Source organism: Brevundimonas aurantiaca, assembly GCF_014199955.1.
Lineage (GTDB): Bacteria > Pseudomonadota > Alphaproteobacteria > Caulobacterales > Caulobacteraceae > Brevundimonas > Brevundimonas aurantiaca.
In genome coordinates this window covers 14,601-38,795 of the sequence record NZ_JACHOQ010000008.1, presented here as the reverse complement: position 1 = coordinate 38,795, position 24,195 = coordinate 14,601, and the positions used below count along the sequence as shown (strand labels likewise).

22 protein-coding genes are annotated in these 24,195 nt (G+C 67.5%); 6 read left to right on the top strand and 16 right to left on the bottom strand.

The genetic code is table 11. The annotated features are described in order from the left end of the window. The first annotated feature begins 111 nt into the window (after positions 1 to 111). Positions 112 to 561, top strand: coding sequence for a MarR family winged helix-turn-helix transcriptional regulator (locus GGQ93_RS13265; protein ID WP_054765042.1), 450 nt, complete (start codon positions 112 to 114; stop codon positions 559 to 561). A 12-nt stretch (positions 562 to 573) separates the two neighbouring features. Here the strand turns inward: GGQ93_RS13265 and GGQ93_RS13260 are convergent, their stop codons facing one another. Next, positions 574 to 1,434, bottom strand: a complete 861-nt coding sequence (locus tag GGQ93_RS13260) for a hypothetical protein (RefSeq protein WP_183217657.1) — start codon at positions 1,432 to 1,434, stop codon at positions 574 to 576. An 88-nt stretch (positions 1,435 to 1,522) separates the two neighbouring features. Here GGQ93_RS13260 and GGQ93_RS13255 point away from each other — a divergent pair, with 88 nt between their 5' ends. After that, positions 1,523 to 2,932 (top strand): SLC13 family permease, encoded by a 1,410-nt coding sequence (locus tag GGQ93_RS13255; protein WP_183217655.1) that lies wholly within the window; start codon positions 1,523 to 1,525, stop codon positions 2,930 to 2,932. Positions 2,933 to 2,939: 7 nt separating this feature from the next. On the opposite strand, the gene GGQ93_RS13250 is transcribed toward GGQ93_RS13255, so the two are convergent. From GGQ93_RS13250 to GGQ93_RS13200, 10 genes are read right to left on the bottom strand one after another with little or no spacing between them, the layout of a single operon-like run. Then, a complete protein-coding gene (locus GGQ93_RS13250; RefSeq protein WP_183217654.1) occupies positions 2,940 to 3,965 on the bottom strand; it encodes a Gfo/Idh/MocA family protein in 1,026 nt (341 codons plus the stop codon). Continuing rightward, positions 3,962 to 4,948, bottom strand: a complete 987-nt coding sequence (locus GGQ93_RS13245; protein ID WP_224761312.1) for an MDR/zinc-dependent alcohol dehydrogenase-like family protein — start codon at positions 4,946 to 4,948, stop codon at positions 3,962 to 3,964. Before GGQ93_RS13245 ends, GGQ93_RS13250 begins: the two co-directional genes overlap by 4 nt. Continuing rightward, positions 4,932 to 5,438: a DUF1003 domain-containing protein gene (locus tag GGQ93_RS13240; RefSeq protein WP_183217652.1), complete on the bottom strand. Its 507-nt coding sequence runs from the start codon at positions 5,436 to 5,438 to the stop codon at positions 4,932 to 4,934. The genes GGQ93_RS13245 and GGQ93_RS13240 overlap by 17 nt, the downstream gene beginning before the upstream one ends. Positions 5,439 to 5,457: 19 nt before the next feature. Continuing rightward, positions 5,458 to 7,533 carry a bifunctional glycosyltransferase/UDP-glucuronate decarboxylase gene (locus GGQ93_RS16320; RefSeq protein ID WP_224764336.1) on the bottom strand — a complete coding sequence of 692 codons (2,076 nt, stop codon included), beginning with the start codon at positions 7,531 to 7,533 and terminating at the stop codon, positions 5,458 to 5,460. Further along, entirely contained in the window at positions 7,530 to 8,621 is a 1,092-nt protein-coding gene (locus tag GGQ93_RS13225; RefSeq protein WP_183217650.1) for a CgeB family protein, read from the bottom strand. Before GGQ93_RS13225 ends, GGQ93_RS16320 begins: the two co-directional genes overlap by 4 nt. Beyond that, positions 8,618 to 9,754, bottom strand: a complete 1,137-nt coding sequence (locus GGQ93_RS13220; RefSeq protein WP_183217648.1) for a CgeB family protein — start codon at positions 9,752 to 9,754, stop codon at positions 8,618 to 8,620. The genes GGQ93_RS13225 and GGQ93_RS13220 overlap by 4 nt, the downstream gene beginning before the upstream one ends. Then, positions 9,751 to 10,857 (bottom strand): glycosyltransferase family 4 protein, encoded by a 1,107-nt coding sequence (locus GGQ93_RS13215; protein WP_221233716.1) that lies wholly within the window; start codon positions 10,855 to 10,857, stop codon positions 9,751 to 9,753. The genes GGQ93_RS13220 and GGQ93_RS13215 overlap by 4 nt, the downstream gene beginning before the upstream one ends. Next, complete coding sequence (locus tag GGQ93_RS13210) at positions 10,854 to 11,897, bottom strand: SDR family NAD(P)-dependent oxidoreductase (protein WP_183217646.1); 1,044 nt, start codon at positions 11,895 to 11,897, stop codon at positions 10,854 to 10,856. The genes GGQ93_RS13215 and GGQ93_RS13210 overlap by 4 nt, the downstream gene beginning before the upstream one ends. After that, on the bottom strand, positions 11,894 to 13,006 hold the full coding sequence (locus GGQ93_RS13205; RefSeq protein ID WP_183217644.1) for an NAD-dependent epimerase/dehydratase family protein: 1,113 nt from the start codon (positions 13,004 to 13,006) through the stop codon (positions 11,894 to 11,896). The genes GGQ93_RS13210 and GGQ93_RS13205 overlap by 4 nt, the downstream gene beginning before the upstream one ends. Positions 13,007 to 13,019: 13 nt before the next feature. After that, positions 13,020 to 13,289 carry a hypothetical protein gene (locus tag GGQ93_RS13200; RefSeq protein ID WP_054765034.1) on the bottom strand — a complete coding sequence of 90 codons (270 nt, stop codon included), beginning with the start codon at positions 13,287 to 13,289 and terminating at the stop codon, positions 13,020 to 13,022. 265 nt (positions 13,290 to 13,554) lie between these two features. On the opposite strand from GGQ93_RS13200, the gene GGQ93_RS13195 reads away from it, so the two are divergent. From GGQ93_RS13195 to GGQ93_RS13180, 4 genes are read left to right on the top strand one after another with little or no spacing between them, the layout of a single operon-like run. After that, positions 13,555 to 14,670, top strand: a complete 1,116-nt coding sequence (locus tag GGQ93_RS13195; protein ID WP_183217642.1) for an inositol-3-phosphate synthase — start codon at positions 13,555 to 13,557, stop codon at positions 14,668 to 14,670. Further along, the gene (locus GGQ93_RS13190; RefSeq protein WP_224764337.1) at positions 14,667 to 15,254 is read left to right on the top strand and encodes a histidine phosphatase family protein; all 588 of its coding nucleotides are present in this window, start codon (positions 14,667 to 14,669) and stop codon (positions 15,252 to 15,254) included. The genes GGQ93_RS13195 and GGQ93_RS13190 overlap by 4 nt, the downstream gene beginning before the upstream one ends. Then, the gene (locus tag GGQ93_RS13185) at positions 15,247 to 16,038 is read left to right on the top strand and encodes a TIGR04290 family methyltransferase (protein ID WP_183217640.1); all 792 of its coding nucleotides are present in this window, start codon (positions 15,247 to 15,249) and stop codon (positions 16,036 to 16,038) included. Before GGQ93_RS13190 ends, GGQ93_RS13185 begins: the two co-directional genes overlap by 8 nt. After that, positions 16,035 to 16,967, top strand: a complete 933-nt coding sequence (locus GGQ93_RS13180) for a glycoside hydrolase 5 family protein (protein ID WP_183217638.1) — start codon at positions 16,035 to 16,037, stop codon at positions 16,965 to 16,967. Before GGQ93_RS13185 ends, GGQ93_RS13180 begins: the two co-directional genes overlap by 4 nt. Here the strand turns inward: GGQ93_RS13180 and GGQ93_RS13175 are convergent. From GGQ93_RS13175 to pelA, 5 genes are all read right to left on the bottom strand, one after another. After that, complete coding sequence (locus tag GGQ93_RS13175) at positions 16,942 to 18,051, bottom strand: pectinesterase family protein (RefSeq protein WP_183217637.1); 1,110 nt, start codon at positions 18,049 to 18,051, stop codon at positions 16,942 to 16,944. The two genes, GGQ93_RS13180 and GGQ93_RS13175, sit on opposite strands and share 26 nt — an antisense overlap. Before the next feature lie 73 nt (positions 18,052 to 18,124). Next, positions 18,125 to 21,103 carry a TonB-dependent receptor gene (locus tag GGQ93_RS13170; RefSeq protein WP_224764338.1) on the bottom strand — a complete coding sequence of 993 codons (2,979 nt, stop codon included), beginning with the start codon at positions 21,101 to 21,103 and terminating at the stop codon, positions 18,125 to 18,127. Between the two features lie 149 nt (positions 21,104 to 21,252). Continuing rightward, entirely contained in the window at positions 21,253 to 22,191 is a 939-nt protein-coding gene (locus tag GGQ93_RS13165) for a FecR family protein (RefSeq protein WP_183217633.1), read from the bottom strand. Continuing rightward, on the bottom strand, positions 22,188 to 22,748 hold the full coding sequence (locus GGQ93_RS13160; RefSeq protein WP_224764339.1) for a sigma-70 family RNA polymerase sigma factor: 561 nt from the start codon (positions 22,746 to 22,748) through the stop codon (positions 22,188 to 22,190). The genes GGQ93_RS13165 and GGQ93_RS13160 overlap by 4 nt, the downstream gene beginning before the upstream one ends. Positions 22,749 to 22,842: 94 nt before the next feature. Beyond that, positions 22,843 to 24,150 carry a pectate lyase gene (gene pelA / locus GGQ93_RS13155; RefSeq protein ID WP_224764340.1) on the bottom strand — a complete coding sequence of 436 codons (1,308 nt, stop codon included), beginning with the start codon at positions 24,148 to 24,150 and terminating at the stop codon, positions 22,843 to 22,845. Between the last annotated feature and the right edge of the window lie 45 nt (positions 24,151 to 24,195).

Here is a 24,195-nt window from a genome sequence, read left to right as displayed (position 1 = left end):
GGGCCTCCTTGAATTGTGGATGCAGCGGGTACAAATGGTTCGTGTACGAAAGAGTTCAACCCTATGCGTGATTTTTCAGCGGTGCCGTTTCGAGAGGAGCCGACAGAGCCCATGACGTCTCTGGTCCGCTCCGTCCGGCGAATCGCCCAGGCGATTGACGTCCGATCGCGGGAAGTCGCGCGCCTGACGGGCCTGACCCTGCCCCAACTTCTGGTGCTGCAGTCGATCCGCGACCTGGGCGAGGTCAGCACCAGCGCCATATCCCGCGACGTCTCCATGTCGCCGCCCACGGTGGTCGCCGTGTTGGACAAGCTGGAAGCCAAGGGGATGGCCGTGCGTTACCGCTCAACGATTGACCGTCGGATCGTCCATGTCCGGCTGACAGAGGCCGGGCGGGACGCCCTCGCCTCCTCGCCCGGCCTGTTCGGCGACGGCTTCATTTCAGGTTTCGGCCGATTGTCGGCGGACGACAGGGCGGCGATGGCGACGGCCGTGGATCGGCTGGCGACGATGATGCAGCCGCGCCCGCCTGCGTTTTCAGAAGACGGCGAAAGGGGCTGAGGACAACCGCCGTCAGCCGCCGCGCCACTCGCTGAGCAGCCTGCCGCTCGCATCCTCAAAGGCCACGCGGTCCAGGCGAACTGCGCCGATACAGACCGGCCGCTGATCGGGGCCGGCGGCGCGGCAGCGGATGGCGCGGCCGTCGGCGAAGGCGGCCATTCGCCCTTCCAGCACCAGCCGGTAGCCGTCGGACGGCGCCGCGGGCGGCTGGTCCCCTTCGCCCCTCACGACGTATTCATAGGCGCGACCGTTGCGGCGGCCGGTGCGCGGACCGTCCTGGTCGAAGACCGCCGCCAAGCCCACGGTCTGAGGGGACGGGGCGACGGAGCCGCCGGCCAGGGGATCGCCCTGGACGCCGGGACACCCTTCGGTCCTGAGCCAAGGACGGGTCACCCAAAAGCCCTCGACAGCCTCCCAGCTGTCGGCGCCCCCGGCGATCAAGGCTGAATCGGTCCAGTCTCCTGGAGCCAGCGTCAACTTGAGGGTGCGACGCCGGTCCCCCCAGGCCCAGCGGGCCAGGCCGCCGCCGGACACAGCGTCCCCGGCGGGCGGCGGAGTGGGCCCCGTACAGCCGAAGACCTGTCGCACCGAAAAGCGCCGACCGACCAGATCGGCGCCGCCGGGATCGCGGCCCGCCGCATAGGCCGAAGCGGCCACGTCCATCGCCTGCAGCAAGCTCGCCCGGTCCAGGGTCGGCGCAGGCGCGACCGAAACGACCGGGGCCTGGATCTGGGTCTGGGCCTGGGTTTGAGACGGAGCGGCTTCAGGCGCCGGCTCCTCGCGCTGGCAGCCCGCCAGGACGGGACCAAGGAGGAGGACAGACGCCGCGAGCGCGACGACCGACGGGCGAGGCGACGCGATCGGTTCGAGCATGAAACAAGCCTAGCATAGGCGCGCACGCTTTTGGGGCGATCTTGCGAAAAAGGTTGACGAAGGGCGCGGAGAACGGTCTGCACGGCCTATGACTTTCGACCAGATGGTTGCCCTGGCGGTGCTGATCGGCGTGGTCGGCGTCCTGATCCACGGCAAGCTGCGCGCCGACGTCGTCGCCCTGAGCGGCGCGGCCGTCCTGCTCTTGCTCGGCGTCGTGCGGCCCGTCGAAGTGCAGAGCGCCTTCGCCAGTCCGGCCGTCATCGCCCTGGCCGGCCTGTTCGTGATCGCCTACGCCATCGAACTGTCGGGCCTGCTGGGCCTGCTGATCCGGCAGGCGACCGGTCTGGCGGCCCGCGTCGGGGCCCAGGGCATCTGGATCGTCATCGGCCTGTGCGGCGCGGTCGGGGGCTTTTTGAACAACACCCCGGTGGTCGTCCTGGCCGCGCCGGTGATCCGCGACGTGGCCCAGTCGCTGAAGCTGTCGCCCAAACGTTTTCTGATGCCGCTAAGCCACGTCACCGTCATGGGCGGGCTTCTGACCTTGATCGGCACCTCGACGAACCTGTTGGTCAACGACATGGCGCGCAACGCCGGCCAGCCGGTCTTCGGCCTGTTCGAGATCACGCCGGTGGGTCTGTTCATCGCGATCATCGGCGGCCTGTGGCTCTATTTCTTCGGGGCGCGACAGCTGGGTCGTTCCGTCGCCCAGGACGAGGCCCAGGCCGCGCGGCTGGCCGAGATGGAGGCGGCGCGACGACGCGCCGAGGCCGAGGCGGCGAAGCGGCGCAAGCGCATCATCCCCTTCGGTCTGCCGCGCCTGGGCGAATCCCGAAATCAGGCGGACGGGTCGGGGGACGCCCATCTGGGCGACGTCACCCTGTATGAGGCGGCGGACCGCCCCTTCCGGCTGCGCCCGGCCATGATGTCCCTGGCGGTCTTCGTCCTGGTGATCGCCTCAGCGGCCCTGGGCTGGGCGCCGATCGCCGCCTCGGCCTTCGCCGGGGCCGTGGCGCTGATCCTGCTTCGGGTCATCACGCCGGAGGAAGCCTACGCCGGCCTGAGGCCGGAAATCCTGCTGCTGATCGCCGGAATGGTGGTGGTCGGAACCGCCATTGAGGTGACCGGCCTCGCCGCAGCCGGCGCTGAGCGACTGATCGACGTCATCCGCCCCATGGGGCCGTTCGGCGCCCTGGTCGTGCTCTATGGCGTCACCCTGTTTGCGACGGAGCTTCTGTCCAATGCGACCGTAGCCGTGCTGATCACCCCCATCGCCGTCGCCCTGGCGGAAAGCCTGGGCGTCGATCCCCGGCCCTTTCTGGTCGGGGTCATGATGGCCGCCTCTGCCGCCTTCGCCACCCCCTTCGGCTATCAGACCAATGTGCTGGTCTTCAACATGGGCGGCTACAGCTACATGGACTTCGTTCGCGTGGGGCTTCCGCTGAACCTGGCGACCTGGGTCGCGGCCATGGTGGCGATCCCGATCGTCTTTCCGTTCTGATCAAGCCTCAGGCTGCGGCGGCGTAGATCCGGTCCAGGGTCCGGGCCACCTCCACCAGCCGCTCGACCTCAGGGTCGTATCGTTTCCCTTCCGCCAGGGCTTGAGCCCAGGCTTGAGCGGCGCGGCCGCCCCAGTCGTCCGGCGGCGACGCCAGAACGCGCCGCGTCACCCCTTCAAACGCCGTAGCCTCGAAATCATAGAAGGAGCCGCCGAGATTGCGCAGGGCCGCCCCGCCCCGCTCGCCGTAAAAGGCCGCTTCGATCACCGCGTCCTGGCCCGCAGGCAGTCGCCATGAACAGGCCAGGCGGACCACCGCGCCGGATTTCAGGATCAGGGTCGCGACGGCGTAGTCTTCCGCCTCCTTGCGACCAGCCAGGGGGCGACCCTGCCGCCGCAGATTCGCCTCAACCCCCGCCACCGCGTCATCCAGCAGCCACAGACACAGATCGACCAGATGGACGCCTAGATCCATGACGCATCCGCCGCCAGAGAGAGCCGCGTCGTAGAACCAGGGCTTGTCCGGCCCGTAGGCGTTATGGAAGGTCAGATCGACCGCGTGAATGCGGCCCATAACCCCTAACTCAAGCTGGGTCTTCAGAGCCTGAACGGCGGCGGTGAACCTGTAGCTGAGGTCCACCGCCAGCAGCCGGTTCGCGCGGCGGGCGGCGGCGATGGCGGCCTCGGTCTCCTGCGCGTTCCGGCCCAGCGGCTTCTGGCAGAAGACGGCGACGCCGGCGTCCAGGGCCCGTTGCGCCTGATCGGCGTGAAGCGCGCTGGGTGTGGCGATCACCAGACCGTCAAGATCCTGGGCCAGCAGATCGTCGAGGTCGGGGCAGACCGTCGCGTCAGGGGCGAGAACCAGGGCCTCGCGCGCCATGTCCGGGTCGGGCTCGGCGACGGCGACCGCCTCGATCCGGCCGGCGTCCAGCATGGCCGCCATCCGATGCCGCCCGATCCAGCCCACGCCCAGGAATCCCACGCGCGGGCGACGCAGTTCAGACGACGCGCCGCGTTGCAGAAGCAGATCGGTCATCGCATCCTCACCACCGCCTTGAGGAAGCCGTCCGGTCGGTCGCGGGTGGCGTCCAGCGCCTGGTCCAACTGTTCCAGCGGATAGGCGTGGGTGATCAGGTCGTTGAGGTCCAGCTGCCCTGAGCGCACCGCCTCCACGGCCTCGCGCACCCCTTCAGCATAGACGGCGGGATCGCGCTCATGGGCGTTGACGACATCCAGGCCGCGCCAGTTCCACAGCTGCATATTGATCTGCCGCGGGCCGTCCTGGTGATAGCCGGCGATGACCAGCCGACCGCGTTCACGGGTCAGTTCGGCCGCCAGGTCCAGCGGCCAGGCCTTGCCGACCGCCTCGATCACCACATCGCAGAACCGCCCCTCCGTCAGTTCGGAGACCCTGGCGATCAAGGCGTAGTGGTCGTCCAGCGCCAGGGTTTCGACCGCCCCCATGCGACGGGCGACGTCCAGAGAATAGGGCCGCCGGGAAAGGGCGATGACGCGGGCGCCCGCATCAGTCGCCAACCGTGTCAGGATCGCCCCCAGAAAACCAATTCCGACGATGGCGACGGTCTGACCGGGCGAGATCCCGCTGCGCCGAAAGATGTTCATGGCGCAGCCCAGGGGTTCGCCCGCAAACGGCAGGCCGTCCAGTTCGGACGGCAGGGGCACCACCGCCGCCTGATCGGCGACGTCATATTCGGCGAAACTGCTCTGGGACAGGGCCGCGACCCGGTCGCCGACCGCGACACGCGATACGCCCTCGCCGACCGCATCCACGACGCCCCACCCTTCGTGGCCCAGCCCGCCGGGCGGCGTTGGAAAGGTCATCCAGTCCGGCCCCGCCCAAGGCGTCAGATTGGAGGCGCAGACGCCGCAGCCCTCCAGCCTGATCCGGACCTGACCCACGCCGGGTTCAGGCCTGGGCACGCGCTGCACCTCCAGTTGACCGGGGCCTGTGACGACCGCCGCGCGCATGGTGTGCGTCTGGTCAAGAACCTCTGTCATCGTCTTCCTCATTTGATCGCGTGATCTGATCGAGAACGGCGTCCGGCGCGACGTCGCGGCGCAGCTCGTCCAGGTGCGGGTCCGTCTCCGAAAGTCCCGCGTGCGCGGCGAGGCGACCGACCAGATCAATCAGCCGGGTGATTTCGTGTTCGGCCAGCAGATTGATCTGCAGATCCAACTCCGCCCGCCCGTGCTCCGCCGCCGCCATCCGGTTCTGGCTGATCAGGACGAAGGTCGACAGGAAGATGGCCTCCACGGAGGCGGCCATGGCCAGGACGACCAGGGTCTCGTCGAAACGCCACGGCTCCGGAGCCAACAGGTTCCAGAGGATCCAGCCGCCGAAAATCAGCAGGTGCAGCAGCACGAACCCCATGCTCCCCGCGAATCCGGTGATGCGCTGGGCGAGCCGTTCCGGCCATGGCGCCGCCTCGGCCGCCTCTTTTCGCTGCGCACGCATGGCCTCGATATTGCGCCGCAGAACCTCCGCCATGTCGCCGTCGGCCCGCACCTCAGGCGCTGAGGGCCGGACGGTCGCTGACCACAATCGGGCGATCGGCGTCGAACCAGTTGATGGTGCGGCGCAGACCGTCAAGCAAGGCGGTGGTCGGGCGCCAATCCAGGACTGCATCGGCCTTGGCGATATCCGGACGGCGACGCCGCGGGTCGTCGGCGGGCAGCGGTCGGTGGACGATTCCGGAGCCGGAGCCGGTCAGATCAAGAATGACCTCGACCAGTTCGGACACCGTCAGCTCGACCGGATTGCCGAGGTTGATCGGTCCCGGCTGCGGTCCCTCATGCTCCATCAGGGCGATCAGGCCGCCGATCATGTCGTCCACATAGCAGAAGGACCGGCTCTGGCTGCCGTCGCCATAGATGGTGATCGGCGCGTCCGAAAGGGCCTGGGTGATCAGGTTGGAGACGACCCGACCGTCGGCCGCCGACAGGCGCGGCCCATAGGTGTTGAAGATCCGCGCCACGCGAACCTCGGCTCGCCCCGCCCGATCATAGTCAAAGACCAGGGTCTCGGCCGCCCGCTTGCCCTCGTCATAGCAGGCGCGCGGGCCGATCGGATTGACGTTGCCGCGATAGGTTTCCGGCTGGGGATGGACCTCCGGATCGCCGTAGACCTCGCTGGTGGAGGTCAGCAACAGACGCGCGCCGGTCTTCTCGGCCAGTTGCAGCAGGTTACGAACCCCGAGGATGCAGGTCAGCATCGTATGCTCCGGATCCTGCTGATACTGCGGCGGCGAAGCGGCGCAGGCCAGGTCGTAGATGCGGTCAAACCGACGGGCGGTGATCCGCTCCGGCAGGGGGTCGACGATGTCGTGGCGCACGAACTCGAACCGCGGCTGTTTCATTGCGTCCTTGAGGTTCGCCAGGTCGCCCGTCTGCAGATTGTCGAGGCAGACGACGTGGCGACCTTCCGCCAACAACCGGTCGCACAGGTGCGAACCGAGGAAACCGGCGCCGCCGGCGACCAGGACGGTGCGGGTGTCGGATATGGACTTCATAGGTCGGTCCTTCGTCTTGGCCCGTAGAGCCGCGATCAACTCACGCTCCAGAGTGTGGGCGCGGTGGGAGGGGGTGTGTTCTGACAGGATGCGACGGCGCGCGGCCTCGCCCATCGCGCGAGCCTGATCCACAGGCGCGGACAGCGCCTCGATCACCGTCTCGGCGTCGTCGGCCAGCAGGATCTCCTCGCCCGGGGTGAAGAGCGTCTCGATGCCAGGCCAGGCGTCCGAAATGATCGGGCAGCCGCAAGAGCCGGCCTCGAACAGCCGGATCGAGGGGCTGTGCCCGGCCGCCCGCATGTCCGCGCGAGTGACGTTCAGGGTGAAGCGGCTGGCGGCGTAGAAGGCGGGATGGTCGGCCGGGGGCAGATGGTCGATCCGCTCGACATTCTCGGGCCAGTCGATGTCATCGGGATACTGAGGGCCCGCCACCACGAAGCGACGATCTGGCATACGCCGGGCCGGCTCCAGCAGCAGACGCTCCAATGTCGGCTGACGATCCGGGCTGTAGGTGCCGAGGTAGGACAGATCCCACCGCGGAGCGGCGGCTTGCGGTCGATAGGCCTCGGGGTCCGCCGAACAATAGAGGGCGCGGGCCGCCGGCGCGCCGTGGTCGCGCTCCAGACGCTCGAGCATCGCCCCGCCGGTGAAGGAGAAATAGATGTCGTAGTTCGCAATCTGGTCGGCTCGCAGATAGTCGCAGTCGTCTTGCGCCAGCCGGGCCAGGGTCACAGGGGTATCGATGTCGTAGAAGGCCACCACGCCCGTCGCCGTGCGACGCGCCCACCGGCCGACCTCGATCCCCTCGGGCACGTATGAGCCGACCAGGACGGCGTCTGCGCTGCGCACCTCGTCGGCGAAACGCTCCAGATCCTGCAGATCCGAATAGAAGTCGAGGCGGCAATAGTGCGGATCCGACACATCGCGGTGCGCCGCATACCAAGGCGTTTCCCGCTCCAGGAACACCACCTCGTGTCCCCGGTCCGCGAAGGCGGACAGCAGGGCGCGGAAGGTCACGGCATGGCCATTGCCCCAGGCGGACGACAGGCTGAGCCCCAGCACGACCAGCTTCATGCCGCGCTCCTTTCGCGGCGCGCCGCAAGCCGTTCGCGGAACAGGGCGTCCACCGCCTCGGCCCGCTGGGCGTAGGTATGGTCGGCCAGGACGCGGTCGCGCGCCGCCCGGCCGATGGCCTGCGCCCGTTCCGGCGTCAGGGCGGCCAGATGCGCCGCCACGTCCTGGCCGTCGCGCGCCACCAGCACTTCGACGTCCGGTTTCAGAAACTGTTCGACGCCTTCCCAATAGTCGGTGATCAGGCAGGCCCCGGCGCCGGTGGCCTCGAACACCCGCGTGGCGGGCGAGAAGCCGACCTCGGCCATGCTGTCGCGGGCGACGTTCAGCACCGCCAGGGGCGTACAGTTGAAGGCGTTGTGCTGGGCCGTTCCCACATGACCGATGGTCTGGACGTTCGCCGGCATGGCCTTGTCGGCCCAGCCGTTGCCGCCCAGCAGAAACCGGCGTTGCGGCAGGGCGGCGGCGGGCTCCAGAAAGAAGGTCTCGATCCGGCGTTCCCGATCCGGCAGTCGATTGGCCAGGAGCGCGAGGTCGGCGGAGAAGCCGGGGTCCGGCTGGACGGGATGATGGGTGGCGGGATCGAGCGCATTATAGATCGGACGGCAGTCGCGGGCGCCGAGCGCTTGGAACGCCTGCACGACCGGAGCGCCGCCGCCATAGGTCAGGACGTGATCAATCTGCGGCAGGACCCGCCGCAGCGGATGATCGGGCGCGGCCTTCACCTCCGCCAGGGTGGCGGGGGCGTCCACGTCCCAGTAGACGGTCAGGGCGTCGGGGCGCGCCAGGTCGAACACGCCCAGCAGGACGTCGTCGAACACGCCGACGCCGGAAGCCTTGACCACTACGTCGGCCTCCACGGCGCGCGCCATGGCTGTCTTGCAGCCTTCGACGGTGTTGTCCCACACCACCACCTCAGCCCAGTCCGGCGCATCAATGTCGCGATGCTGCTGCCGGTCGAAGGCGTCGGGTTCCAGAAACAGGATGTCCCATCCGCGTTCGGCCAAGGCGCCCAGCAGGCCGCGATAGTAGGTGGCCGCGCCGTTCCAGTAGGACGACAGCAGGCTGGAGCCGTAAAAGGCGATCTTCATTCCGCAATCTCCATGACGGGGTGGAAGGTTGGAGCGGGATCGGCGGCGGGCGCGCCGAGCCGCCCCAGCACCGCCATCAGTTCATCGACCCGGTGTGCGCAGGTGTGGCGGGCGCGGATTGCCGCCAGTCCGTGGTCGGTCAGTTCCGCGCGCAGGCCTGCGTCCGACTTGACCGCCCGGAGCGCCGAGGCCATTTCGCTGCCGGACCGCACCATCAGGAAGTCACGACCGACCTCGAACAGGCCCTCGCTGTCCGTCCACGGCGCACTAACCAGAGGGATTCCACAGGCCAGGGCTTCGAACACGCGAATGGTCGGAATGCCCGGAAGCGTCTCGACGTAGAAACGGCGCGGGACGTGAACGGTCGCCAGGCGGCGCGCGAACACTTTCGGCGCTGCCGCATTGGGCAGCCAGCCGTGATAGCGGACGTCGTAGCGGTCCAGCAGCCGCCGCGCCGCCTCGGGATAGCGGACGCCGTAGAGATCAAGTTCAAGGCCGCTCGCCGCCGCCGGGGCGAACAGAAATCGCTCCAGTTCCGCGGTCCGCTCCCCGTCGCCCCAGTTGCCGACCCAGACCAGTCCTTCCCGGCGCTGCTGCTCAAGCGGAGGATGGAACAGGCGGACGTCGGCCGCCTCATGCCAGACGAAGACGCGATCGCCCCAGCCCCATCGGCGGTACACCGCCGCCAGGGTCTCACCGAAGGCGAGCACCCCGTCATATTCCGACAGGTCGAAAGCCTGCATGGCCTCCGGTTCGCTGACGGCCCGGTGGTGGGTGTCGTGAAACAACAGAGTAAAGCGGCCCCGCCCCCGCGCGCGACCGACGGCCGCCACCAGCGCCGGATCGTTCCATTCATGCACGATGACCAGGTCCGCCCCGTCCAGCGCCCGATCCACATCAAGGGGCGGATGGAAGCGGCGGCTGACCAGTTCGGGATAGGCCTGCCGATAGGGCGCCAGTCCTTCTTCGCCATGGTCCGCGACCAGATTGGCGCGGCTCCAGGCGTCGTGCGGCTCCCACGCCTCGACCTGATGGCCGCGGGCGATCAGTTCGCGCAGCACCCCACGCAGGAAATGCGCATTGCCGTGGTTCCAGCACGACTCCAGCGAATGGGTGAAATAGACGATCTTCACGCCGCCGCCTCCCCGAAAGGGGCGCGCTGGGCCAAGGCCTCGGCATAGACGGCCAGGGTTCCCTCGACCATGGCCTCGAGGCTGAACTGTTCGGCGCGCTCGGCCGCCAGCCGTCCCAGGCGGCGCGCGCGGTCGGCGTCTTCCAGCAGTTCATCCAGAACGACCGCCAGCGCGGCGTCGTCTTGCGGAGAGACGAACAGCGCCGCCCCCTCCCAAAGCTCGCGGAAGGTCGGAATATCGGCCAAGACCAGGGCGCATCCCGCCTGGGCCGCCTCCAGAATGCCCAGCCCAAAGGGCTCGTAAAGCGACGGGGCGCAGAAGATTGACGCCAGTCGAAGCCTTTGCTGCAAGTCGGTGGGGCTCAGCGCGTCCAGGGCCTGGATCCGGTCCAGATGAACCGACTGACCGTTCGGTCCTTCAAGCGGACCGGCGGCCTCGACCCGGCCCCGCATCCGTCGGGCGGCCCGTTCGAGGGTCGCAATATTCTTGCCCTCGTCCCACAGCCGGCCCGAGGTCAGAACCTGCCGGCGCCGGGGAACCGGGCGGGTTCCAATGGGACGGCGGCCGTTTCGAACCGTAGCGGGCAGGACGCCGTAGCGCGCCGCCGTCGTCTGCATGAAGGCGAAACTGGGGGCGATCAGACGGTCACAACGCCGGTAGCCCTGGGCGAGCCGCTCCGTCCGCCAGGCGAAATCCTCCGGCAAGGCCGTTCCACGCACCGCGTCCCACCAGGTCGCCACGCAGGAGTGACAAACCCCGACCACGGGCGCGCCCCAGTCCTCGTCGCCCCGCAAGGCGGGGCTGTTAAGGTGCACCAGATCCACGCCGTTCTGGGCCGCCAAACCGCGCAGGGCCCGCGCCGTCTGGTCCAGCGGGCGGGGACCGTCCGCCAGCCAGTCGAGCGTCCCCCCCGCATCGACCAGCGTGAGCCCCTCAATCTGTTCGGCGGCTCGTCGCTGGGCGGGACGGGGCGCAGGGCCCGACACGGCTAGGGTGATGCGGACGCCGCGCGCCGACAGGCCTTCCGCCAGATCCAGCGCATAGGTCCAGACGCCGCCCACGGCGTCGGTGGTCATCAGCACGTGACGGGGGACCAGACTCATGCCGCCGCCGAGCCGATGCGGGCGTCCAGTCGCCGTTCCGCCCGCAGCCAGTCCGCCAGGTCCGACACGCCCGGCCGCCAGGGCTTGACCGCGCCCAGCCCCAAGGCGCGATGGGCCGCCGAGGCGTCGGCGACGAAGTAGCGCTGATCCCCGGCCCGCCAGTCCTCAAACTGCAGTTCGGCCGCGCGGCCGATCAGCCGGTCGATATGAGCGATCAATCCCCTCAGGCTGACGGCGTTCTCAGGCCCGCCGCCCAGGTTGAAGGCGCGGCCCGACACGGCCTCGATCCGCTCCCAGGCCGCGACATAGGCGTCGACCGCGTCGGACACGTCCAGAATATCGCGCACCTGCCGGCCGTCGCCGTAAAGGGTTATCGGGGCGCCTTCCAGCGCCCGGATCAGGAAATGGGCGACCCAGCCCTGGTCCTCCGTACCCATCTGACGGGAACCGTAGATGCAGCTCATCCGCAGCACGCAGGTCGGCACGTCGTAGCTGCGGGCATAGTCCAGCACATACTGATCGGCCGCGCCTTTGGAGCATCCGTAGGGCGTGTGGAAGTCCAGCGGCCGCCGTTCGTCCACGCCCCGAGTCCGCAGCGCGGGCTCCGTCGGCAGCCAGGCCTCGTTCTGAACGGCCAGTTCGATGTCGCCCAGATCGCCGTAGACCTTGTTCGTGCTGGCGAAGACGACCGGAGTGCATCGACGGCGCGCCGCCTCCAGGACGTTGAGCGTCCCGATCAGATTGACGTCGAAGTCGGTGCGGGGATCGACCAAGCTGGTCGTCACCGCCACCTGGGCGGCCAGGTGGAAGACCACGTCCGCCTGGGCGACCGCCGTCTCGACCGCCTCGGCCTGGCGGACGTCAGCGGTCAGGTGCCGGACCTGTGCGCCGTGGCGCAGCAGCAGCCATTTGAGGTTTCCCTCCACCCCCCGCCGCGCCAGGGTGTCCAGCACCACGATCTCATGACCCTGGCCGGCCAGTCGGTCGGCGAGGTTGGAGCCGATGAAACCGGCGCCGCCCGTGATCAGGACGCGGCTCATGCGACCAGCCCCCGACGTTCCAGCTCGCCGCGCGCCTGATCAACCCGGTCCTGGGCTTCCTGGCGCGCCACCCATTCGGCCAGTTCCTCAAGACCTGCCGCGAAGTCCTGACGCGACTCATAGCCGAGTTCCTCGCGGGCCTTCGTCAGATCGGGAATATTGTGGCGGATGTCGCCTGCCCTGGCCTTGTTGGTGATCAGGGGTTCGATATCCGGCCGCCCCATCGAGGCCGCCTGCAGCCGCGCCACGTCCTCGACGGTGCGGTCCTCCCCAGAGCCGATGTTGAAGACCTGCCCATTCGCGTCCGGCTTCTCCAGCGCCAGAAGGAAGGCGCGCGCCACGTCCGAGACATGCACGAAGTCGCGTCTCTGACGGCCGTCCTCGAACACCATCGGCGACTGACCGTTGGCGATGCGGGAGGCGAAGATGGCCAGGACGCCGGTGTAGGGATTGGAAAGGGCCTGCCCCGGCCCGTAGATGTTCCAGAGCCGCAGGGCGCAGCTTTCCATCCCGTATTGGGCCGTCAGGGTCAGGGTGAGCCGTTCCTGAACGAATTTGTTGATCGCATAGACGCTCTTCAGCGCCGGCGACTTGGTCTCTGGCGTCGGCACGGGGATCAGCGCCCGCCCTTGGTCGTCCGTGGGGTCCCATGAGCCGTCCGGGTTGCGGGCGCCGCGCACCACCTCCTGACGCAGATCGCCGTCTTCAGTTCGGTACAGGCCCTCGCCGTAGATGCTCATTGAGGAGGCGACGACCACCCGCTGCACGGGCTGGTCGATCAACTGCTGGAACAGCACCGCCGTGCCGTAATCGTTGACCGAGGTATAGCGGTCGATCGCATACATGCTCTGGCCGACGCCGACCTCCGCGGCGAGGTGAACGACCTTGTCCACCCCCTGAAGCGCCGCCCGGACCCGGTCCTCGTCGCGAATGTCGCCGACCACCAGTTCGACCTCGGGGTCCAGTTCGTCGGGCCGCGCGCCAGTGGGGTGAACCTGCTCGATCAGGCTGTCCAGCGCCCTCACCCTGTGGCCTTGTTCAAGCAGGGATCGGGCGAGATGACGGCCGACGAAGCCCGCGCCGCCGGTGATCAGGACAGTGTTCGCCATGGGGATCTCCGGCTCAGCGCTGCACGAACTTGGAGAAGCGGCTCGTTTCGCCGCCGCTCGTATGGTCCTGCGCAAGCAAGGCCAGGTCGCTGTCTTCGAAGATGCGGAAGAAGTCGTCCCAGGAGATCTCCTCCAGCGCCTCTTCCTTGTCGCCGAAGTCGAACCTCAGCACCCCGCCGCCGTCGGCGTCGGCCGTGCTGGCCACGCGAGAAGGCCTGGCGCCGCGGGCCTCGGCCCAGGCGCGGATGTCGTCATGATCAGTCAGGCGGTTCGCTTCGGACATGGTGCAGCTCCGGCAGGTTCACCCGAGCAACAGCTTCTTCTACCCATCTGTTCCGATATTCGGAGCGTTCAATTTTGAACATATTGCGCTAGCACTTCCCTTTCCGCCTTTTCTTTCAATGTTCAAAATTCGACACAAGAACATATATCGTCCGCTTCGATCCTTGATCTGACGGATACTTGGCCATTTCACGGAACCAGGAGCTTTGTAGATCCTTCCTCTTGCTGCGGCCGATCGGGTCGCGGAACGGCGAAGGGACCAGCCAATGCAGCGAAAATCCGTTCGGATCGGCGTCGTGGGCGTGGGCAACTGCGCTTCGTCCTTCGTGCAGGGCCTGGCCCATTACGCGGCGGCCCCCAGCAACGCCCCTCCGCCCGGGCTGATGAACGTCGAACTCGGCGGTTATCGTATCGAAGACATGGAAATGGTCAGCGCCTTCGACATCCATGCGGCCAAGGTCGGCCGCGACCTGTCGGACGCCGTCTTCGCCCCGCCGAACAACACCTTCCGCTTCGCCTCCCCCGGCCCCTCGGGCGTCACCGTCCAGCGCGGACCGACATTGGACGGGATCGGCCGATACATGATCGACGACCTGGAAGAGAGCGCCGCTCCTCCCGTCGATGTGGCCCAGGCCTTACGCGACAGCGGAACCCAGGTGCTGGTCTCCTACCTGCCCGTGGGATCGCAAAAGGCCACCGAATATTACGCTGAACAGGCGCTGCGGGCCGGCTGCGCCTTCGTCAACTGCATTCCGGTCTTCATCGCTTCGGACCCAGCCTGGGCGAAGCGCTTCAGCGACGCCGGACTGCCCCTCGTCGGCGACGACATAAAGAGCCAGGTCGGCGCCACCATCGTTCACCGAGTTCTGGCCAATCTGATGCGTGAGCGGGGCGTGCGCGTGGATCGCACCTATCAGCTCAACTTCGGCGGCAACTCCGACTTCAAGAACATGCTGGAGCGCGAAAGACTGACGTCGAAGAAGATCTCCAAGACCCAGGCGGTCACCAGCCAGTTCGAGACGCCGCTGGCCGACGACGACGTCCATGTGGGCCCCAGTGATTTCGTCCCGTGGCTGACCGACCGCAAATGGGCGCACATCCGTCTGGAGGGCACCACCTTCGGCGACGTGCCGATCAGCATGGAGGTCAAGCTGGAGGTCTGGGACAGTCCCAACAGCGCAGGCGTCGTCATCGACGCCGTCCGATGCGCCAAGGTGGCGATGGATCGCGGCGTATCCGGGCCTCTGATCGGGCCGTCCAGCTGGTTCATGAAATCCCCCCCGGAACAGTTCACGGACGAGGAGGCGCGCGAGCGGACGCTGCGTTTTATCCGCGGCGACGAGCCCGCCCCTGCCCCGCGCGCCGCTCGCCTGGTCTCGTGACGATCATCCACCTGATCCGACACGGAGCCCACGACCTTGTGTCCCGACGGCTTTGCGGACGCACTCCTGGCGTGGGTCTGAGCGACACAGGAAGACGTCAAGCCGAGGCTTTGGCGCGCGTCCTCCCCCGACTTGATCGGGTGCTGACCAGCCCCCTGGACCGGACGCGAGAGACCGCCGCCGTGATAGCCGCCGCCCACTCTGGGCGGCTCGAAGAGGAAACCGCCTTGAACGAGATTGATTTCGGGGACTGGACCGGCCGGGATTTCGCCCAACTGGACGCCCTGCCCGAATGGCGCCGGTGGAACGCCGCTCGAGACCAGGGGCGGGCGCCGAACGGAGAGTCGATGCTGGAGGTCCAAGGCCGCCTGTCCCGCTGGCTGGAGACGATGGCGGCCGCCGACGCCGGAGCCGTGGCGGCGGTCAGCCACGCCGACGTGATCAAGTCGGTCGTCGCCCTGACTCTGGGGCTTTCGCTGCGACACCACGATCGGTTCGAGATCGCGCCGGGCTCGATCACCACCGTCTCGGCGACGCCGGAACACCTGTCCCTTCTTCGCCTGAATGAGGTTCCGCATGGCTGAACTCAGCGCCGCGCAGGTTCGCGCTCGGGTGGCCGAACTCGGCCCCTGGTTTCACAATATGGAGCTGAAGGGGGTTCGCACCGCGCCGGATCACTTCCTCCACGACTATCCCGCCAACAAGTTCGCCCGCTTCGCCCATGTGATCCCCGATGATCTGAGCGGCCGCAGCGTGCTCGATATCGGCTGCAACGCCGGCTTCTACTCGCTGGAGATGAAGCGGCGGGGGGCGAACCGGGTGCTGGGCGTCGATTTCGACGACCGCTATCTGGACCAGGCGCGGCTCGCCGCCGAGGTCGAAGACGCGGATATCGAGTTCCGCAAACTGTCCGTCTACGACTTGGCCAAACTCGGCGAACGGTTCGACCTCGTCATCTTCATGGGCGTCCTCTACCACCTGCGCCACCCGCTGCTGGCGCTGGACCTGATCCACGAGCACGTGGCCGACGACCTGCTTCTGTTCCAGTCGATGCAACGCGGCGCAAACGACATCTTTGAACCCGAAATCGACTACGACTTCAGCCAGACGGCCCATTTCGACCGGCCCGACTATCCGAAGCTGCACTTCATCGAGCACCGCTACGCCGGAGACTGGACCAACTGGTGGGCGCCCAACGCCTCGGCCAGCGCGGCCATGCTGCGCAGCGCGGGGTTCCAGGTGCTGGATCGACCGGAGGAGGAAGTCTTCCTGTGTCGCCGCACAGAACGGCCGACCGAGGCCGGCGCCGTCTATCCCGCCCGCTCGCCCCTCAACGGCCATGACAAGACCAAGGAGCCGCGCCGATGATCGAGGCCGTCAAAATCTGGAACGAACCGAACAACAAGTCCCACTGGGACCCCCTGCTGGACCCCGAATGGGCGCGTTTCGCCGAGATGACGCGGCTGACCGGGACCGCTGTCCGGGCCGAGAACTCCACGGTGACCCGCGTCCTGGGCGGGATGTCCCCCATCGACCCTTCCTTCGTTCGGCGACTGGAGGAGATGGGGGTGATGGAGGCGATCGACGTGGTCGCCGTCCATGGTTTTCCCCTGGACTGGAACCTGTGGCCCATCGACGAATGGCCCGCGCGAATTGACGAGATCAAGGCGGTCACCGACAAGCCGGTCTGGGTGACGGAGGTCGGGGTCTCCGCCTTCGGCTCCGAAGAGGTTCAGGCCTGGGGTGTGAAAAAGACCGCCGAACTGCTGATCGGCAAGGCGCCCCGCATCCACTGGTACAGCCTGTACGACCTGCCCCGCACCTGGGAGGCCACGACACGGCATCGGGAGGCTGAGGGGTCGTCCTACTACCGGCACTTCCACATGGGCCTGTTGCGCGAGGACGGCTCGCCCAAGCCGGCGCTGGAGGCCTTCCGGCCCTATGCGGCCGACATGGGGGTCTGCCAGTGGTTTCACTTCCAGGATCACAGGCTGGACGATGCGGTCCGATGGCTGAAGGGCCTGGGCGTGCGTCGGCTGCGCACCGGCCTATCCTGGGCGGACCGTTATCGCGACGGCGCCCTGGATTGGTTCGACCGGCAGATGGAGACCTTAGCCGATTTCGACGTGACCGTGACCTTCTGCTTCACGCCCGAGCATCGCGGCTTGGAGCCCCACCACACCAGCCCGCCGCAGGTCGCCGAAGAGTTCGCAGACTTCTGCGCCGAGATGACCGCCCGCTATGCGCCGGCCAGACCTCAGGATGCGGCGATCAGCCCAGCACGGCTGATCGCGTGATGCGCCCGGCCTCGTCTGCAGACAGGCGACGCCCCCGCCCGAAGTCGGCGGCGCCCGGTCCGGTCGAGCCGAAGGTCGCGAAGCGCGCCTCCTCCGGCTGAAGCATGGTGCGCGGATTGCCGTCGCGCCCCGTGTACCACATCTCCGTCCAGCCCTGCCGGGCGATGTGGTCATCCATCCAGCAGTCCAGAAAGGCGGCCGCGCCGACGTAACGGGGATCGCCGTATCGCCCATCGGGAAAGGCGCTGGACGGCCGCCAGGGTCGGCCCAAAAAGACCGAGCCCGGACGAACATCGGCGTCCTTGGTCAGGCGGCAGTCTTTGAAGACGAAGCCGAACGGCTGATCGATCGGGGTGCTGGGCGCGGTGACGTAACCCTCGATCGGATCGGCCGGACGTGTGCGCGATCGGATTTCGCAGCCTTCGAACCAGGCGCGCCCGCCGCCGAAGATGAAGTCATAGCTGCCCGTGATCAGACAACGGTCGAACAGGGTCGATCCCGCATCGGGGAACAGGGTGTCCTGGTAGCTGAGGATGTCGCAGGCGCGCACCACCGCCCGGTCGGAGCCCTTGTCCATCATCAGGGCGACCGCCTGAGGGCCGGCGCCGTTGTGAGAATGCAGGCCGTTCGACTTGGTCATCTCCGCCAGGCCGTCGAAGGCGTTGTTGATCGTCAGGGTCTCGGCGTGAAAATCCGGGGCGCGGACGAACAGAGTCGCAGTGCGGAAGGTGCCCCAGGGCCGCCCGTCCGGCGCCGCCAGACCGGAGGCGGCCAGATGGTTGATCACTGAACCGCTGCGGTCTTCACCGATCAGATGGACGAAGGGCTTGTCCACCACCACCTGTTCGGTCCAGATCCCGCGCGTGATCAGGATGCGGAACGGCCGCGTCCCGTTCGCCGGGGCGGCGGCGATGGCGGCCGACAGGCTGGAATAGGCCGGGGCGGCGAAGGTCCGCCCCGAGGCGGGTTTGGCGACCACCGCATCATAGGCCCGCGCCCTCGACCAGGCGGGCGGACCGACCGTCGCGAGCGGCAAGGCGGCGCCGGCGGCCAGGACAGAACGACGATGAAGCAGCGGGTTCATGGCGTCTCCGAATGAAAAGCGGGCGCCGACCGGCGAACCGGCCGACGCCCATCCTCGGGAGGGGAGAGGATGACTAGAAGCTGTAGCGGACGCCGAAGTTGTACTGCCGGCCGGTGTGCGAATAGACGTAGATGCTGTCGCGACGGCTGTCCGTATATTGCTCGTTGAAGGCGTCGGTCAGGTTCAGCCCTTCGAACGTCAGCTTGATGCGGTCGTTCAGGGCGTATGAGGCCGAGGCGTCCACCGTGACGATGTCGCGCACCCCGTCGATGTCGTTGGTGCTGGTCCCGCTGGGCACGGCCGTCAGATAGCGGTCGCGGTAGGCGGCCGAGACGCGGGCGCTGAACCGATCGTCCTCATAATAGAGGGTGGCGTTATAGGCCGTTTTCGACAGGCCGATCAGGTCGTTCTCGACAAAGCCGGTCGGGGACCGCGACGAGATATAGCTGATCTTGGAATCGACCAGGGTGACGTTGAAGATGGCGTCCAGATTGTCGAAGGGTCCCGGCAGGAAGCTGAACGGCTGCTGGTAGCTGACTTCGATCCCCTTCAGCGGACCGCCCTCGGTGTTGACCGGCTGGCTGAACAGGAAGACGTCGCTGGGCGAGACCCCCAGGCCGTTCAGCAGTTCGAGCGGCAGACCCGACTCATTGAACGGGCGCGAGGTCCTGGACGTCTGAATGTAGCTGTCGATGTCCTTGTAGAACAGACCGACCGACAGCAGGGCTTCCGGCGCGAAATACCACTCGGCCGAAAGGTCGTAGGTGGTGGCCCGGATGGGGTCCAGATAGGGGTTGCCCGAGCTGACGCTGAAGACGCCCACGGTGCTGAGGCTGCCGCCGGGCGTGACACTGCCCAGGTTCGGGCGGGTCATGACCTTGGCCGCGCCGAAGCGGACCAGGAAGTCCGGCGTCACTTCAGCAGTGACGTTCAGGGCGGGCAGGACGTCGTCATAGTCGCGGTCCACCGTCGTCTGCTGCGCCGCTCCGGCGACCAGCTGATAGCCGGTCGAGCTCTGTTCCGTCTTCACATAGCGCACCCCCACGTCGCCGCGGATCGGCACGCCCGCCAGTTCGGTGCTGAAGTCCAGTTGCAGATAGGCGGCCGAATCCTTCTCCGTCACGCTGCGGATATTGCCGCGCGCATTGCTGTTGGACGCCCCGCTCAGCTCGAACAGGCCCGTGTTGCTGTAGATGTCGAACAGGTCCGCGAAGGCCTGAAGGTTCGGCGCGATCCAGCTGGTGACCGTTCCGGCCGGCGCGTCCAGGTTCCGGCCGAAGCCGCTGACCAGTTCGGTCAGGCTGGCCAGGGTCACCCCGGCCGGCAGCTGGGGCACCACGCCTTCGTTGACCCGCGCCAAGGCCCAGGAATCGAACTCATATTCCTTGTAGTTGACGCCGGCCTTCAGGGTCAGGGACGGATTGAAATCATAGCCGGCGTCAAACTGGGCCGTCTTGATGGTGTTGGTCACGCCCTGAGGCCGCAGACGGATTTCCGAGCGGGCGGCGCCGAAATTATAGGCCAGCGGATCGGTGACGTCATAGCCGAAGCCGATCAGCGGCGCGTTCCGGTTCTCACGGTAGTCGTAGAAATAGTTGTCCGAATTCTCGCGGTTCAGGATGACCGTGGTCTGGATCGGATTGTCGAAGTCCGACTTGGAGTAGCCGACCAGACCCTTCACCCGGAAGCGATCGCTGAAGTCGTGCTCCAGGCTCAGCGTCGCCTGGGTGTATTTGGTGTCCAGCTCGTCAAAGCGGGTTTCGGTCTCCACATCGACGTCGTCGAACAGACCATAGACCATGTCGCCGTTCGCATCGATGACGCCGTCGCGAACGATGATTTCAGGCCGGCCGCCCTGGGAGGCGTTGCGGGCGAAGGACAGGGCTTCCAGCCAGTTCTCCTGCCGCGTCGCCTTGAAATCGGAATAGAGGAGATCAAGGTTGATCAGCGTCTGTTCCTGCGGGCGGAACTGCAGCGAACCCGTCAGGCCCAGCCGCTCCTGATCATGGGTCAGACGGCCGTAGCGGGGAAAGCGCGGCGAATAGACGTCCGCCCGGCGCGCATCGGCGAAGGGTGAAGCCGGATTGTATCCGCCCGCCTCGGTTCCGTTCAGCCAGCCGCCGGACCCGTGGCCTTCCTCCAGCAGACGCCGCTTGGTGTAGGCGACCGAGACCAGGGCGCCCAGGCGGCCGTCCATCCAGGTGTTGCTGGCCAGGGCGGCGAACCGGGGGTCCCATTCCTGCGACAGATCATTGTAGCCGTATTGACCCGACAGGACCAGGTTGGCGCCGGCGTAGTCGAAGGGCCGGCCGGTCTGCAGATCCACCGTCGCCCCGAGCGAGCCCTCCTCCGTCTCGGCCGAGGCCGTCTTGCGCACGGTGATGCTGTTGAAGAGTTCCGAGGCGAAGACGTTGAAATCGAAGGCGCGGTTGCGGTTGGCGCCGCCCGAGCTGTCGGTGCCCGAGGCCGTGCTCTGACCCTCCACGCCGTTGATGCGCACACGGGTGAACTGCGGTCCCAGGCCGCGCACGGTGATCTGTCGGCCCTCGCCGGCGTCGCGGGCGATGGAGACACCCGGCACCCGCTGGATGGATTCCGCCAGGTTTGCGTCCGGGAAGTCGGCCATGTCCTCGGCCTTGATGACGTCCACGACGCCGTTGGCGCGGCGCTTGGTCGTCAGGGCGCTGCTGAGCGAGGCGCGGAAACCGGTTACCACAATCGAGTCGACTTCAGAGACCGGATCCTGCGTCTCATCCCCCTGGGCGACGCGGGTGTCGCGGGCGAGGACGGCGGTCCGTCCGTCGTTGGACGCGACGACGAGGTTGGTGCCGGCGAGCAGTCGGTCCAGGCCCTGCTGCACGGTAAGGACCCCCTGAACCGCGCCGGTCTGCTGCCCCGCCACGGCGTCAGAGGACGCCAGGAGCTGGAGATCCGCCTGCCGGGCGAAGGCCGGCACGCCGGTCGCGGCGGGCTGGGCCGGCACGTTGAACTGCCGCGTCTGGGCGTGGGCGGCTCCGGCCGAAGCCAGGGCGATGGTGCTGACGGCGATCATGAGCGACGCGCGAGCGTCGAATTGTGGCGCGAATGGCATGCGCAGGCCCTCCCTTTTCTGTTTCCTGTTCCCGGACCCTTCTGACGAGGGTTCCATTCAAGCGATGATCAGGCGCGCACTTTCCGTCACGCGCCCGTCATTTTTCTTCTTCAGCCGCCCAGAACGATGACGGTGTCGGAAACCTGGACCGATGCGCCGTGCGCGACGGCGACCGCCCGTGCGAAGCTGTCGGGCTCGTTCGTGCGGAACCAGCCCACCACGCGGCGCCCCTCCAGGGCCGGGTCGCTGATGATGATCTTGCGGCTGTTGTAGCGATTGAACTCGGCGGCGGCGGCGGCGACCGTGTCGCCGTCAAGCACCACCTGACCGTCGCGCCAGGCCAGGGCGCGCTCCGCCTCCAGGGGGCGGCTGACGGGACGCGCCGCGCCGGCCTTGTCGCCGATGAAGACCTGTTCGCCCGCCTTGACGCGCCGCCGCGCGCCGCCGGGGTCGTCGACGCTCCAGACCTCGACGACGCCTTCGGTCACCATGACCTGGGCGCCGATGCTCTTGCGGCGCACGGAAAAGGCGGTGCCGACCGCCTGCACCCGCACCGCGCCGGCCTCGACGACGAAGGGGCGGGCGGCGTCCTTGGCGACCTGGAACCAGGCCTCGCCGCGCTCGATCGCGACCTCGCGGCGGCGCGGCTTCAGGCTGACCTCGACCACCGTATCGGTGTTGATCGCGGCCAGAGAGCCATCCTCCAGGGGCACCCGGCGGATCTCGCCCAGACGAGTGGACAGTCGCTGGCGTTGCAGGGCCGAGACGAAAACACCGCCGGCCGTCAGCGAGGCGGCCAAGCCGGCCGCCCCCGCCAGGACCCAGCGCCGGGCCGGCCGCCCTGTCGGCGTCCCGGGTTCAGCCGCCTGGGCGGGCGCGGCGGCTAGACAATAGGCGGCCTGCGCTCGCGCCAGCGCTCCGCGGTGACGCCGATCCTGGGCCAGCCAGGCCTCCAAGGCCGAGCGTTCGCGATCCGGCAACGGGCGATCCAGCTTCACCGCCCAGGCGGCCGCTTCCGCGTCGATCGGATTCAGGTCGGAAGCGCTCATGCCTTGCGCCTCGTCATGGCCGGCGCCTCCTCGGCGGCCAGGGCGGCCAGGATCGCCTTCAGCCCACGCGCGGCTTCGTTCTCGACCACATTCTCGCTGACGCCCAGTCGGCGTGCGATCTCCCGCTGCGACAGACCCAGAATGCGCCGCATCTCGAAGATGCGCCGGCATCGGTCGGGCAGACGGCTGATGATCTGCATCACGCGTTCAAGTTCCTTGCGCCCGGCCGCAATACGCTCCGGAGACGGTTCGTCCCACTCGATGTTCAGACCGTCGATTTCCGTCACGGTTTCGAACCGAACGACGCGTTGCCGACGCAGCTGTTCGAGAACGATCGACCGGGCGGTCTGGAAGAAGTAGGCGCGGGGGCTGCGGATGCGGCCTGGATCGTCCAGATCGACCAGTCGGCAATAGGCCTCCTGGATCACATCGTCCGTTTCGGAGGCGGCGACCAAGGACTGGGCAAGCCAGCGGCGGACGTCCGCCTCATGCGGCAGAACCTCGCGCGCCAGCCAGCGCACGGCCTCGTCGCTTGGAATGCTCAGTCTGGTCGCCACAGGCCCCTCCATCTGATGACGATGAGCGGCGCGACCGTTTCCGTCAAAGGCCGCCGAACGAGGGAAAAAAAGTTCGACGGCCGAAGGCCCCCGATCAGCCGTTCTCCGCCGACCAGACGGCGTACAGATCAAGCGCCCGTTGCGGCGAGGTGATCCACCAGGAATAGCCGTTGCGCCGCCCGATCGAAATCTCGTTCACGTCGTCGTGGATGGTCTGGTCCTTGTCGCCGAAGATCGGCCGTCCGGTCACCAGATCATAGTTGCGCGACCAGATCGGACCGGCGCCGGGCTTTTCGATCAGTTTGCGGCCCTGATCCGTCATTTCGAACGACTTGTCGTAGACCCGGACCGCCTCCAGCCAAGCCGCCGCGCCGCGCACGGCCGCCTTGACCTCGGCGGAAGGGTTCGGCTCGCGCATCAGGAAGATCAGGATGTCGGTGGTTTCGCCGCTGGCGATGGAGCGAGGCTCATAGTTGCGGGCGCTGGTCGGAACCAGACGCATCGGCTCCACCTGCTGAGGCCAGCCCAGCAGGCGATCGCCCTGACGCACCTGGGCCGCCAAAATGACTTCGACCGCCTTGTGCGTCGCCTCCCCTGCACGGGACTTCAAATCATTCGAAACGAAGTCGAAGCCCTCGCGTCCCTGCGACACGTCCCGCAGCAGCATGGCGGCGTTGGCGACAGCGTTGTCGTTGAAGGTGATGGAATCGTGGAAGCCGCCTTCCAGAGGCCAGATCTGCGGCCAGCCGCCGTTCGGATATTGGGCGTTCAAGAGATAGCGCACGCCGCGCTCGATACTGGCGCGCCAGGCGTCGCCCTGGGCGCCGGGGGCGTGGGCCGCGACCTTGGCCAGGAAGCGCATCTCAGTCCAGGTCGCCTCATTGTCGAGGGTGCCGACGAAGGTCCAGAACCGGTCCGCGGGCGCGTCGAAATTGGCCGGATTCTGCTCCATGGTCTCGGCGTCGTTCGAGAACCGCTGACCGGGCAGACGGGCGATCGTCCGATCCTGATTTTTGCTCCGCCCGCCGGCCGGCGTCTGGAAGCTGACGATGGCGTCGGCGATCCGGCGGGCCTGCGCCGATCCGTACCAGTCCGACGGTCGGTCCAGAGGCATGTTGTACTGGCTGGGCCCCACGGCCTGAGGCGGCGGCGGCGGAGTCGCGCCAGGCGGCAGTTCGGCGGCCAGAGCCGCCCGGTCCGCCAGATGCTGGGCCTGGGAACGAGCCAGATACTCCACCCAGGCGCCGCGCTCCCCATCCGGCAGGGCGCCGATCCGATCAATGGTCAGACCGACGGCCGGGGTGTTCAGGCGAAGAACCTCGGCCTCAGCCGGCGCTCCGGCCATGGCGGCCAGGGTCAGAGCCCCCAGGGCGGTGAAGGATCGGGTAAAGACAGAACTCACGAGCGTACTCCCAATATTTTGGGAAACACTTCTACATAATGAAAC

Coding starts and splice junctions, on each gene's coding strand:
- GGQ93_RS13175 (WP_183217637.1), bottom strand. CDS start 18,051: ATGAACCCGCTGCTTCATCGTCGTTCTGTCCTGGCCGCCGGCGCCGCC.
- GGQ93_RS13205 (WP_183217644.1), bottom strand. CDS start 13,006: ATGGCGAACACTGTCCTGATCACCGGCGGCGCGGGCTTCGTCGGCCGT.
- GGQ93_RS13185 (WP_183217640.1), top strand. CDS start 15,247: ATGGCTGAACTCAGCGCCGCGCAGGTTCGCGCTCGGGTGGCCGAACTC.
- GGQ93_RS16320 (WP_224764336.1), bottom strand. CDS start 7,533: ATGAAGCTGGTCGTGCTGGGGCTCAGCCTGTCGTCCGCCTGGGGCAAT.
- GGQ93_RS13255 (WP_183217655.1), top strand. CDS start 1,523: ATGACTTTCGACCAGATGGTTGCCCTGGCGGTGCTGATCGGCGTGGTC.
- GGQ93_RS13260 (WP_183217657.1), bottom strand. CDS start 1,434: ATGCTCGAACCGATCGCGTCGCCTCGCCCGTCGGTCGTCGCGCTCGCG.
- GGQ93_RS13210 (WP_183217646.1), bottom strand. CDS start 11,897: ATGAGCCGCGTCCTGATCACGGGCGGCGCCGGTTTCATCGGCTCCAAC.
- GGQ93_RS13250 (WP_183217654.1), bottom strand. CDS start 3,965: ATGACCGATCTGCTTCTGCAACGCGGCGCGTCGTCTGAACTGCGTCGC.
- GGQ93_RS13265 (WP_054765042.1), top strand. CDS start 112: ATGACGTCTCTGGTCCGCTCCGTCCGGCGAATCGCCCAGGCGATTGAC.
- GGQ93_RS13170 (WP_224764338.1), bottom strand. CDS start 21,103: ATGATCGCCGTCAGCACCATCGCCCTGGCTTCGGCCGGAGCCGCCCAC.
- GGQ93_RS13215 (WP_221233716.1), bottom strand. CDS start 10,857: ATGAGTCTGGTCCCCCGTCACGTGCTGATGACCACCGACGCCGTGGGC.
- GGQ93_RS13180 (WP_183217638.1), top strand. CDS start 16,035: ATGATCGAGGCCGTCAAAATCTGGAACGAACCGAACAACAAGTCCCAC.
- GGQ93_RS13245 (WP_224761312.1), bottom strand. CDS start 4,948: ATGACAGAGGTTCTTGACCAGACGCACACCATGCGCGCGGCGGTCGTC.
- GGQ93_RS13200 (WP_054765034.1), bottom strand. CDS start 13,289: ATGTCCGAAGCGAACCGCCTGACTGATCATGACGACATCCGCGCCTGG.
- GGQ93_RS13240 (WP_183217652.1), bottom strand. CDS start 5,438: ATGGCGGAGGTTCTGCGGCGCAATATCGAGGCCATGCGTGCGCAGCGA.
- GGQ93_RS13165 (WP_183217633.1), bottom strand. CDS start 22,191: ATGAGCGCTTCCGACCTGAATCCGATCGACGCGGAAGCGGCCGCCTGG.
- GGQ93_RS13195 (WP_183217642.1), top strand. CDS start 13,555: ATGCAGCGAAAATCCGTTCGGATCGGCGTCGTGGGCGTGGGCAACTGC.
- GGQ93_RS13225 (WP_183217650.1), bottom strand. CDS start 8,621: ATGAAGATCGCCTTTTACGGCTCCAGCCTGCTGTCGTCCTACTGGAAC.